Origin of the sequence: Kitasatospora albolonga (genome assembly GCF_039535905.1) — a bacterium.
GTDB lineage: Bacteria > Actinomycetota > Actinomycetes > Streptomycetales > Streptomycetaceae > Kitasatospora > Kitasatospora albolonga.
This window is the reverse complement of sequence record NZ_BAAAYB010000147.1, coordinates 1-11,821: the sequence shown is the minus strand read 5'-3', so window position 1 is coordinate 11,821 and position 11,821 is coordinate 1. Positions and strand designations below refer to the sequence as shown.

6 protein-coding genes, 1 tRNA gene and 3 pseudogenes are annotated in these 11,821 nt (G+C 73.5%); 6 read left to right on the top strand and 4 right to left on the bottom strand.

Going from position 1 to position 11,821, the window contains the following annotated elements; all coding sequences use genetic code 11:
- Window positions 1-18 precede the first annotated feature (18 nt).
- Entirely contained in the window at window positions 19-909 is an 891-nt protein-coding gene (locus ABD946_RS36210) for an alanyl-tRNA editing protein (protein WP_345289943.1), read from the top strand.
- Between the two features lie 55 nt (window positions 910-964).
- Here ABD946_RS36210 and dcd read toward each other — a convergent pair whose 3' ends face one another.
- Both dcd and ABD946_RS36200 read right to left on the bottom strand, forming a co-directional pair.
- Window positions 965-1,540, bottom strand: a complete 576-nt coding sequence (dcd, locus tag ABD946_RS36205) for a dCTP deaminase (RefSeq protein ID WP_345289942.1) — start codon at window positions 1,538-1,540, stop codon at window positions 965-967.
- A 70-nt stretch (window positions 1,541-1,610) separates the two neighbouring features.
- Window positions 1,611-1,832: a hypothetical protein gene (locus ABD946_RS36200; protein ID WP_380149833.1), complete on the bottom strand. Its 222-nt coding sequence runs from the start codon at window positions 1,830-1,832 to the stop codon at window positions 1,611-1,613.
- A 160-nt stretch (window positions 1,833-1,992) separates the two neighbouring features.
- Between ABD946_RS36200 and ABD946_RS36195 the strand changes: the two genes are divergently transcribed.
- Window positions 1,993-2,066: transfer RNA gene (locus tag ABD946_RS36195), tRNA-Gly, on the top strand.
- A 248-nt stretch (window positions 2,067-2,314) separates the two neighbouring features.
- Window positions 2,315-2,485 (top strand): annotated as a pseudogene (locus ABD946_RS36190) (oxidoreductase); the annotation flags it as partial.
- Between the two features lie 24 nt (window positions 2,486-2,509).
- Here the strand turns inward: ABD946_RS36190 and ABD946_RS36185 are convergent.
- A pseudogene (locus ABD946_RS36185) lies at window positions 2,510-3,306 on the bottom strand (IS5 family transposase).
- Window positions 3,307-3,321: 15 nt separating this feature from the next.
- Window positions 3,322-3,486 carry a hypothetical protein gene (locus ABD946_RS36180; RefSeq protein WP_345289940.1) on the bottom strand — a complete coding sequence of 55 codons (165 nt, stop codon included), beginning with the start codon at window positions 3,484-3,486 and terminating at the stop codon, window positions 3,322-3,324.
- A gap of 330 nt (window positions 3,487-3,816) precedes the next feature.
- Here ABD946_RS36180 and ABD946_RS36175 point away from each other — a divergent pair, with 330 nt between their 5' ends.
- The 3 genes and pseudogenes from ABD946_RS36175 to ABD946_RS36165 all read left to right on the top strand — a co-directional run.
- On the top strand, window positions 3,817-6,567 hold the full coding sequence (locus ABD946_RS36175) for a hypothetical protein (RefSeq protein ID WP_345289939.1): 2,751 nt from the start codon (window positions 3,817-3,819) through the stop codon (window positions 6,565-6,567).
- A gap of 252 nt (window positions 6,568-6,819) precedes the next feature.
- Complete coding sequence (locus tag ABD946_RS36170; RefSeq protein ID WP_345289938.1) at window positions 6,820-9,588, top strand: hypothetical protein; 2,769 nt, start codon at window positions 6,820-6,822, stop codon at window positions 9,586-9,588.
- Window positions 9,589-9,791: 203 nt separating this feature from the next.
- A pseudogene (locus ABD946_RS36165) lies at window positions 9,792-11,821 on the top strand (hypothetical protein); the annotation flags it as partial.

Below are 11,821 nucleotides of genomic sequence, written 5' to 3'. Positions count from 1 at the left end.
GACGTACGGAGCCACCGCATGACCACCCTCCCCACCACCCGCGTCAGCTTCCCGGCCGGGGAGGTGAACGGCTCCTCCACCGTGCTGGCCGTCCACCCGCTGGCCGACGGCCGGTACGCGGTGGTCACCGAGGAGAGCCCGTTCCACCCGCTGGACCACACCTGGCCGGACCAGCCCGCCGACCTCGGCACCCTGACCGTGGACGGCGCGGTCCACCCGGTGGTGGACTGCCTGACCGGCGGGTACGGGCCCGAGGGCGAGTTCCTGGTCGGTGCCGAGATCCCGGTGCGGCGCGGGGACGAGGCCTGGTCCTGGCTGGTGCTGCACGTGCTGGCCGCCGACCCGGGCGCGGTCACCGGCCGCCCGGTCGAGCTGGCCGTGGACCCGCAGCGGCGGGCCCTGCTCTCCTCCGCGCACAGCGGCTGCCACCTGCTGGCGCTGGCCCTGAACGAGGCGCTGGCCCCGCGCTGGCGCAAGGACCCGGGCCGCGCCGACGCCCTCGGCCACCCGGACTTCGACAGCCTGGCGATGGCCTCTTCGGTGATGGACACCGAGGCCTCCACCGACACCTACCGGCTCGGCAAGTCCCTGCGCAAGAAGGGCTTCACCACCGAGGCGGCCGAGGAGCTGCCCGCGCTGGCCGAGGCGCTGCCCGCGATCACCGAGGCGGTCAACGCCCGGCTGGCCTCCTGGGTGGCCGCCGACGCCGCCGTCCGGATCGACGTCCCCGGCCCCGAGCTGACCGCCCGCCGCCAGTGGCACGCCGAGCTCCCCGAGGGCGCAGCCACCATCGCCTGCGGTGGCACCCACCTCCACCACCTGGGTGAACTGGCCGAACTGCGCACCGAGTTGACCCTGTCGGAGGACGGCAGCGAGCTGGTCGCCGTCACCCGCCCGAAGCGGGCCTGACCCAACGCCGAAGGGGCGGCTACCCACCAGGGTGGCCGCCCCTTCGACGTTGTCGTCAGACCTTGGTGCGGTGGAAGTTCAGGTAGGAGCGCGAGGCCGTCGGGCCGCGCTGCCCCAGGTAGCGCGAGCCGTAGCGCTCGGAGCCGTACGGGTGCTCGGCGGGGGAGGAGAGCCGGAACAGGCAGAGCTGACCGATCTTCATCCCGGGGTAGAGCTTGATCGGCAGGGTGGCCACGTTCGACAGCTCCAGGGTCACGTGACCGCTGAAGCCCGGGTCGATGAAGCCGGCCGTGGAGTGCGTCAGCAGCCCGAGGCGGCCGAGGCTGGACTTGCCCTCCAGCCGGGAGGCCACGTCGTCCGGCAGGGTGATGACCTCGTACGTGGAGGCCAGCACGAACTCGCCGGGGTGCAGGATGAAGGCCTCGTCGCCCTCCGGCTCCACCAGCCGGGTCAGGTCGGGCTGCTCCTCCGCCGGGTCGATGTGCGGGTACCGGTGGTTCTCGAACACCCGGAAGAACCGGTCCAGCCGGACGTCGATGCTGGAGGGCTGGATCATCGAGGGGTCGAACGGGTCGATGGAGACCCGGCCCTTGTCGATCTCGGCGCGGATGTCAGAGTCGGAGAGAAGCACGACACGAGACTACGTGAATCCGCCCCGCGGGCCGCATCGAGCCCACGGAGCGGAAGGACGCCCCGAAGGCTCAGGCGAGGAACTCCACCGCCTCCCGGCGCAGCGCCCGCTCCACCTGCGCCCCGGTCAGCTCGCTCAGGTCCGCCAGCACCGAGCTGCGCAGCCGCCCGCACTGCGGGCAGCGGATCAGCCTGCTGTTGCCCAGCCGCCCCGCCCCGAGCGTCCGCATCGGAAAACCCGCCGTGCTGAACAGGTGCCCCTCGGCACACCGGACGACAGTACGCTGCTCCATCGCGATCCCCTTCCCAGGCCCACTCCGAACCTGCGTCACATTAGGGGATCTACCGGACATTCCACACGGCAACGCGCCGCCCCGTCCGAGCGGGGCGCGGACAACTCCGCAGATGGGGTAGAGTGTTGATCGACCGGCCCGTCCCTGACGGACCGTCAGTGCGGACGTAGTTTAATGGTAGAACAGGAGCTTCCCAAGCTTCTAGCGCGAGTTCGATTCTCGTCGTCCGCTCCACTTCCGAAGCCCCGGGTCAGCGATCCGGGGCTTCGTCGTTGTCCGGGGGTGTCCCGTCGGGGGTCGGCGGGGCTCAACTCCCTTGTGGGGGCGGGCTTGAGCGCGGCCTGACCGCGGACCGACGAGCAGGTGACGGAATCGGCCCGCCAGCTTGCCCCGCCCCCGAGCGCGCAAGCCCTTCAATCGGGCCTACGTGGCCCGTCGGGCCGCCGGAGCGCGAGGAAAGGGGGTGGGCCTCCACCGTCGGCCTGGGCACCGGTGTGCACGCGGGTGCCGCCGGTGAGTTCGTTCTCGGCGGGGACCTGACGATCCGCCGGACGGGGTACGGGGCGATGCAGCTCGCCGGGCCGGGGGTCTGGGGGCCGCCGCGGGACCGGGAGACCGCGCGCGCCGTGGTCCGCCGCGCGCTGGAGCTGGGCGGCCGGCAGGCCTAAGAAGGCATCTCATTTGGAGAGCCGTCGGGTGCAGATGAGGGCTGCGGCGATGCTGGCGAAGGCGGCGAAGTGGTCGGCCTTGCGTTCGTAGCGGCGGTGGAGTCGGCGGAAGCCGCCGAGCCAGGCGACGGTGCGCTCGATCACCCAACGGTGGCGGCCGAGGCGCTGAGAGGACTCGACGCCCCGGCGGGCGATGCGGGCTGGGATCTGCCGTCGTCGCAGCTAGGAACGGATGAATCGGTGGTCGTAGGCCTTGTCGCCGTGCAGTTTGCCGGGACGGCGGCGCCGCGGTCCGCGCCGTGAGCGGATCGGCGGGATGGCATCCACAAGAGGTATCAGGGCCTGGCTGTCGTGCAGGTTGGCCCCAGAGACCGCGAGCGAGAGGGGTAAACCGGTACGTTCGGTGAGCAGGTGGATCTTCGACCCGTACTTGCCCCGATCGACAGGATTCGGACCTGTCAGTTTCCCCTTTTCAGGGCCCTCATGTTCACTGAGTCGACCGCGCAGCGGGACCAGTCCAGCTGGCCCCGCGAGCCGAGCTCGTCCAGGAGGACGCGGTGGAGCTTGGCCCACACTCTGGCCTTGCTCCACTCAGTGAAGCGCCGGTGGGCGGTGGGCCCGGACGGCCCGAAGCAGGGCGGCAGTTGAGCCCACGTACACCCCGAGGTCGCGACGAACACGATCGCCGCCAGCACCTCGCGGTCCCCGTGGCGCCGCCGGCCACCACCCTGCGGGCGCACTGGAGCGTCCGGCACCACCAACTGGAACAACTCCCACAGCTCGTCCGGCACCAGCCGCTCAATGATCAGCACGCCCGGAGTCTACTCAACCCACCCAAATGAGATGTCTTCTAAGCGGGTCGGGGTGCCGAACGGGATGACGTCGGCCCAGTCGAGGTCGTCGAGCGAGGCCTCCAGGACGTGCTCAGTCTCCTCGACGTGGTCCGCCCACTCCTCCTCGGTGGCGATGACGGCCTCGGGGGCCACCCCTCGCCCCGGCTCTCCTCCGCTCCGCATCCGGGGAGCAATCGCGGTTCCGAGACTTCGTCACCAGTGCGCCCCACCAGGCGAATTGGCCCCCCGCGAAGTGGTGCGAACCGCACCGTCCGGGACGGGTCGGGTCATGTGGGCGGTGTTCGGACCGGCGGCTCCGCACGTTCGACGCCGGTGGTGCCCCGGCCCGGGTCAGCACCGTGCGGGGGCGGCCCCGGATACCGCGTGGCGGGGCCGAACCGGGGGGAGTAGCCTGCCGCCCCGGCCCGTGAACACGGGCCGGACGGCCGGGCCACGGGCTCGGCTCCAAGGGGAGGTTGGGACATGGGGGAGCGCGTTCGCGCCCCGCGCCGCTTCGGTGGCAGAGGATTCGCGGCGGTGGCCGCACTGGCGGTGGTGTTGGTCGGTGGGGTGGCCGTACCGGCGTCGCACGCCGAGGGGGGCTTCGCACCGTCGTTGAAGGCGGCCGGGGACCTGACCGGTGACGGCCGGACGGACGTGATGTCCGTGAACCCGCTGGATCTGACCGTGCTGCCGGCCGGCGGGGCGCCGTACACGGCGTCCACCGCGGCGCAGAGCCCCGCGGGCGTGGACTGGGGGAGCTACCAGGTCACCCGCCGGGGCAGTGCCACCGGGACCGGGACGGACGACCTGTACGCGTTCGAGCGGTACGGGCACGTGCTGTACCTGTACCCGAACGACGCCAACTCGGGTGGCAGGCCCGGGTACTTCACGAAGAAGGACAAGGCCGTCAAGGTGGCCAAGCCGGCCACCTGCGCGGCCGGCACCGACTGCACCGGCTACGACCCCACCTGGAACTCGGCGACCCAGGTGGTGGCCACCGACGGGATCGCCAACCAGGACGGGATGCCCGACCTGGTCACCGTCGAGGGCAACCGGCTCTGGTACTACCCGGGCAAGGCCGGCGGCGCGGTGATCGGCGCCCCCGTCCAGCTGAGCGGTGGCGGCTGGGCCGACGTCCCGGTGATCGCCCCGGGCAAGGTCGGCGGAGTGCCCACCCTCTGGGCCCAGTACGACTGGTGGCAGCCCGTGGTGTCCTCCTACCGGCTGGAGCTCGGCGCGAACGGCCTGCCGGTCGGTCCGCTCCGCTCCCCGGACGACACCTTCCTCCTGCAGAACGGTGAGCGGGACACCGGCGGCGCCCCGAAGTGCTTCAGCATGTTCGAGGGCGGCGTGGTCCCCTGCAAGACCGAGCTGACCGGGTGGCAGCTGTACGCGGACGGGACGCTGCGGCAGGGCGACCACTGCCTCTCCGGCGGTGACGCACCCGCCAGGGTCGGCTGCCTGAAGAGCGACGCGCGGGTCTGGAAGCCGGCGGCCGGCGGCGGCCTGGTGAACGCCTCCGGGTCCTGTCTCGCGGCGCGGGCGGACACCGTCGCCCTCGAGCCCTGCGACGGCTCGGTCCGCCAGCGCTGGGGACGGTGGAGCGCCGGACCGGCCGCCGACCCGCTGCCGCTCCCGGAGCCGCTGGCCGTGGTCAACCTGCCGGAGGACTCCCTCTTCACCGGCTACGTCCCGGCCTTCGGGTCGCCGGGTGACCTGGACGGGGACGGGAACCCCGAACTGAGCACCCAGAGCGACGCGATCGTCGTGTACAAGGGGGCCGCGCCGGTCGCCGGGGTGGCCGGGTTCGCCGGGAAGACCTCCTACGGGCGGATCGGGCGGCAGTTGCAGACGGTCGCCTGGCCGACCTGGACCGACGTGAACGACGTCTTCTACTCGGCGTGCGTGAGCCTGACGGTGGACCAGGGCGGCAGCCTGGTGGTCACCGAGCTGGCCACCGGCAAGGTGCTCTGGTCCAGCGACACCCCGGGGCACGTCGGCGGGCGGATGGTCCTCCCGGAGCAGGGGGCGTTCCAGCTCCAGGACGCCCGCGGCACCGTGTACTGGTCGGCTCCCACGCCCGCCAACGCCCTCTCCGTCCTGGACGACTGCAACGTGGTGCTCCGCGACCGGAGCGGCGTGGTGGGCTGGTCGACCCGGACGTACGACCCGGCCCACGAGACCCGCGGCGTGCCGCTGGTGGCGGGCCGCACCCTCAAGGCCGGCGAGCAGCTGGCCACCGAGCGGACCGCCCTGGCCATGGGTGCCGACGGGAACCTGGTGCTGACCGACCGTCAGTCCGCCAAGGTGCTCTGGACTTCGGGCACCGAGGGCCGCCCGGGTGCGGTCGCCACCCTGCAGACCGACGGCAACCTGGTGATCCGGGACGCGGCCGGCGCGCCGGTCTGGTCGAGCGAGACCTGGGGTGCCGCGGGCGTGCGGCTGGTGGTCCAGACGGACGGCGACCTGGTGCTGTACGACGTCGACGGCGTGGTCCGGTGGACCACCGGGACGCGGTTCGACGGACCGTGGACGCCCCCGGGGACCGTGGTCCCCTCGGGCCGTACGGTGCGGTCGGGCGAGACGGTGGAGTCCGCGGCGGCCCGGCTGGTGATGCAGCCGGACGGGAACCTGGTGCTGTACTCCAAGGCCACCGGCAACGCCCGCTGGTCGTCCCGCACGTGGGGCAACAACGGCGCCACGGCCACCGTGCAGTCGGACGGCAACGTGGTGGTGAAGGCCGCCGACGGCCGGGCCCTGTGGGCCTCCGGCACCTGGACCCAGCGCAACGCCCGGCTGGTGGTGCAGGACGACCTCGACCTGGTGGTCCGTGCCACCGACGGCCGTGGGGCCTGGGCCTCCGGGACCGGCAACACCGCGGGCGTCTCGCGCGGCATCCCGGTCCGGGCGGGCTCCGTGCTGCGCAGCGGTGAGGCGACCACCGAGTGGATGAGCCGGACCGCCCTCACCATGCAGGCCGACGGCAACCTGGTGCTCAGCACCGGTACCCGGGGCCCGGTCTGGTCCTCCCGCACCTGGGGCAACTCCGGTGCCCGGGCCACCCTCCAGCAGGACGGCAACCTGGTGGTCTACGCGGCCGACGGGCGGGGCCTCTGGTCAACCGGCACCTGGGGCCACCCGTCCTCGGTGCTGGTGGTGCAGGGCGACGGGAACCTGGTGCTGTACGACGCCGACGGCGTCCCGCTCTGGGCGACCGGCACCAGCCGGTAGCTCCCGGCCCGGCTCACCCGGCGTCACACCCGCACGGCGGCCCCCCGGTCCTCCACGGACCGGGGGGGCCGCCCTCGTTCGCACGGATACCGCCTGGCGGATGCGAACGGGTGGACGATAACCTGCCCCCCCTGGCCCGTGCTCACGGGCCGGACGGCCGGTGCTCGGTGCCCGGCACCACGGGGAGGTTGGGACATGGGGGAGCGCGTTCGCGCCCCGCGCCGCGCAGGCGGCGGCAGACGATTCGCGGCAGTGGCCGCACTGACGGCGGTGGTGCTCGGCGGCCTCGCCGCGCCCGCGCACGCCGCAGCACCGGCCGCGCCCGTGACGGCGGCCGGGGTGCTCAACGACCTGACGGGCGACGGCAAGGCCGACGTCCTCACGAACTCCGGCAACAACCTGACCGTGCTGCCGGCCGGCGGAGCGCCGTACCGGGCGGCCACCTCGGCGGACAACCCGGAAGCCGGGATCTGGAGCGAGTACCAGGTCACCCACCGGGGCAGTGCCACCGGGACCGGGACGGACGACCTGTACGCGTTCAGCCGGTACGGGCACGTGCTGTATCTGTACCCGAACGACGCCAACTCCGGTGGCAAGCCCGGGTACTTCACGAAGAAGGACAAGGCCGTCAAGGTGGCCAAGCCGGCCACCTGCGCGGCCGGCACCGACTGCACCGGCTACGACCCGACCTGGAACTCGGCCTCCCAGGTGGTGGCCACCGACGGGATCGCCAACCAGGACGGGATGCCCGACCTGGTCACCGTCGAGGGCGGTCGGCTCTGGTACTACCCGGGCAAGGCCGGCGGCGCGGTGATCGGCGCCCCCGTCCAGCTCGGCACCGGCACCTGGACCTCCGTCACCCTGATGGCCCCGGGCAAGGTCGGTGGCGTCCCCACCCTCTGGGCCCGCAGCCCCGAGCTCGAGCCGGCCACCGCGGTGTACCGCCTGGAGTTCGGCCCCGACGGCCTGCCGGTGGGGCTCCTGCCCTCACCGCGGTCGTTCTTCTCCCTGCAGACCGCCGAGCGCGACGCCGCCGGGGCCAAGCAGTGCCTCGTCAACGGACAGCTGAAGGGCTGCGCAACCGGCGTCACCCGCTGGCGGGTCGCGACCGACGGCACGCTCCGGGAGCTGGGCCGCTGCCTGGCCCTGCGGGACGGCCGGGCCGGTGCGGAGGACTGCACGGGCGAGCCCGCGCAGCAGTGGAAGCCCCGGCCCGACGGCGGGCTGGCCGCCTCGGACGGCAGCTGCCTGACGGCGCTCGCCGCGCAGGCGGCGGCGGGGACGGCACCGTGTGACGGCTCGTCACGGCAGGTCTGGGGCGCGCTGACCGCCGACCCGGCCGCCGGGCCCGCGCCGCTGCCCGCCCCGTTCACCTTCCTCACCGTCCCGCGGATCGCCGATCCCGGTGCCGACTACGCCCTCGAGTCGACCTTCGTCTCCTCGCCCGGCGACCTGGACGGCGACGGGTACCCGGAGCTGCTCACCAGCGCGATGACGAAGTTCACGTCCACCCAGAGCGAGCTCACCTTCGTGCGCCGCGGGACGGCCCCGGTCGGCGGCCTGCACCGGCTCGGTGCGGCGGAGTCGCTCGGTGACCTCCGCACCCCCCGCAACACGGCCACCGCGGGCGGCGGGGCCTGGCCCGGGGACGTGCTCTACTCGGCGTGCGCGAGCCTGAAGGTGGAGCCGGGCGGCAGCCTGGTGCTCACCGAGCTGGCCAACGGCCGGGTGCTCTGGTCCAGCAACACCCCGGGCCACGCCGGCGGGCGGATGGCCGTCCGGTCGGACGGCGTCCTCACCCTGCGCAGCCCCGACGGCCAGGTCTACTGGTCGCCCCAGGGCGTGTACGTCGGCGGATCGGGCAGTGTGCTGACCGTGCAGGACGACTGCAACGTGGTGCTCCGCAACGGCCAGGGCACCGCGCTCTGGTCGACCCGGACGTACGACCCCGCGCGCGAGACCGCCGGAGCCGTGTTCCTGGCGGGGCGTTCGCTGAAGGCCGGCGAGCAGTTCACCGTCGACCGGACCGCCCTGGCCATGGGCGCGGACGGGAACCTGGTGCTGACCGACCGTCAGTCCGCCAAGGTGCTCTGGACCTCGGGCACCGAGGGCCACCCCGGTGCGGTCGCCACCCTCCAGGCGGACGGCAACCTGGTGATCCGGGACGCGGCCGGCGCGCCGCTCTGGTCGAGCGAGACCTGGGGCGCCGCAAGCCCCCGGCTGCTGCTCGAGTGGAACGGCAACCTGACGATGTACGACGCGGACGGCCGGATGCGCTGGCTGACCAACACCCGCTTCGACGGCGTGGACACCCGCGGCACCGCGATCGCCTCGGGCCGTACGGTGCGGTCGGGCGAGACCGTGGAGTCGAAGGCGGGCCGGCTGGTGATGCAGCCGGACGGGAACCTGGTGCTGTACTCCAAGGCCACCGGCAACGCCCGCTGGTCGAGCAAGACCTGGGGCAACGCGGGCGCCACGGTCACCATGCAGTCGGACGGCAACCTGCTGGTCAAGGCCGCCGACGGCCGTCCCCTCTGGGCCTCCGGCACCTGGACCCGGCGCAACGCCCGCGCCGTCCTGCAGGACGACCTCAACCTCGTCGTGTACGGCACGGACGACCTCGTCCACTGGGAGTCGGGCACCAGCAACCAGGCCGGCGTCAGGCTGGGCACCGCACTCACCTCCGGCTGGGTGCTGCGCGCCGGCGAATCGGTGACCCACGCCGTGATGGGCCCGCCGAATCCGGTCGTCCTCACGATGCAGGACGACGGCAACCTGGTCCTGCGGGTCGGTGGCGGCACGGCCCCCGTCTGGTCCGCCCGCACCTGGGGCAACCTGGGGGCCCGGGCCGTCCTGCAGCCGGACGGCAACCTGGTGATCCAGGCCGCCGACGGCCACGCCGTGTGGTCCACCGCCACCTGGGGCCACCCGGGCGCGGCGCTGGTGCTGCAGAACGACGGGAACGTGGTGCTGTACGACGCCGACGGGGTCCCGCTCTGGGCCACCGGCACCTACCGGTAGGCCCTGGCGCCCCACTGACGCCGCGTCACCTCCGTGCGGGGTGGTGCCCGGCCCGCTCCACGGGCCGGGCACCACCCCGTCGGCGTCTGTTCACCGAATGCGGCGTGGTGGGTGCGAACTGACGGGCGATAACCTGCCCCCCGGCCCGCTCCACGGGCCGGTCGGCCGGGCCGAAGGCCCGGTGCCACGGGGGAGGTTGGGACATGGGGGAACGCGCTCGCGCCCTACGCCGCGCAGGCGGCGGACGATTCGCGGCCGCGGCCGCACTGGCGGCGGTGCTGACCGGCGGTCTGGCCGTGCCGTCGCACGCGGAGGCGCCGCCGGCGCCGGCCGCGAAGGTGGCCGGGGACCTGACCGGGGACGGCCGGGTGGACGTGCTCACGGTGAGCACCGCGACCCCGCAGCCGCTGCCCGGGCTGACGGTGCTGCCGGCCGGCGGTGCGCCGTACACGGCGTCCACGGCGGCGCAGAGCCCGGACGGCCGGGACTGGTCCACCTACAAGGTGAGCAACCGGGGCAGTGCGACCGGCGGCAAGGGGGACGACCTCTTCGCCTTCAGCACCGTGTCGAACACCCTCTACCTGTACCCGAACGACGCCAACTCCGGCGGGAAGCCCGGGTACTTCACCAAGCCGGACCGGGCCGTCGTGGTGGCCAAGCCGGCCACCTGCGCGCCGGGGTCGGACTGCACGGGGTACCAACCGTACTGGAGCTCGGTCACCCAGGTGCTGGCCACCGACGGGGTCGCCAACAAGGACGGCCTGCCGGACCTGGTCACGCTGGAGGGCGACACCGTCTGGTACTACCCGGGCAAGGCCGGCGGTGCGGTGATCGGCGCCCCGGTGAAGCTGGGCGTCTTCAACTGGACCGGGGCCACCCTGATCGCCCCGGGCAAGGTCGGCGGCGTGCCGACGCTCTGGGCGTCCGCCCTCCGCGGCTCGACCCCGGCCCTCGTCTCCTACCGCCTGGAGTTCGGCCCGGACGGCCTGCCGGTGAAGCAGCTCTACTCGCCGATGGCCGCCTTCGCGGTGCAGAACGGCGAGCGGGACGCGACCGGGGGCCGGCAGTGCCTCAACGGGACGGGCTCGGTGCTGCCGTGCGCGCAGGTCTCCACCCTCTGGCGCGAGGCCACGGACGGGACGCTGCGGGACGGCAACCTCTGCTTCACCCTCCGGGACGGCAAGTTCACCACCGAGGACTGCTCCGGGCTCCCCGCGCAACAGTGGAGGCCCACCGCTGCCGCCGGGCTCCGGGCCGCGGACGGCACCTGCCTGACCGCCGTTCCGGGTGCGACGGCCACCACGGCGCCGTGCGACGGCTCGGTCCGCCAGACCTGGGGCGCGATCACCGCGGACCCGGCCTCCGGCCCGGCCCCGTTCCCGGCGGTCTTCGACATGCTCACCTTCCCGGGGAAGGCCAAGCCCGACGCCTGGTACTCCGCCGAGCGCTCCTTCTCCTCGCAGGGCGACCTGGACGGGGACGGCAACCCGGACCTGCTGGCCGCCATGTGGTCCAGCAAGGCCCAGGACCTGGTCACGGTCGTGCACCGGGGCGCCGCCCGGGTCGGTGACCTCCTCCCGCTCGGCCCGTACGAGTCGTTGGGCGACCTCAGCCGGATCCGGAGCAAGGTCTCCTCCTCCGAGACCGTCGGCGCGCTGGACGTGCTCTACTCGGCGTGCGTGAGCCTGAAGGTCGACCCGCGCGGCAGCCTGGTGGTCACCGAGCTGGCCACCGGCAAGGTGCTGTGGTCCAGCGGCTCGCCGCAGACGCCCGCCGGCCACCTGGCCGTCCGGTCGGACGGCGTGCTCGAACTCCGCACGGCCAACGACTACGCCTACTGGTCGAACACCACCACCGTCCCGGGCAGCTACGGCCCCGCCGTGCTCTCGGTGCAGGACGACTGCAACGTGGTGCTCCGCAACGGCCAGGGCACCGCGCTCTGGTCGACCCGGACGTACGACCCGGCCCACGAGAGCGCCGGGTCCCTGCTCCTGACGGGGCGTTCGCTGAAGGCCGGCGAGCAGCTGACCACCGAGACGACCGCGCTCACCATGGGGGCGGACGGCAACCTGGTGCTGACCGACCGTCGGTCCGCCAAGGTGCTCTGGACCTCGGGCACCGAGGGCCGCCCCGGTGCGGCCGTGGCCCTGGAGGCCGACGGCAACCTGGTGATCCGGGACGCGGCCGGCGCGCCGCTCTGGTCCAGCGAGACCTGGAACACCACCGGTGCCCG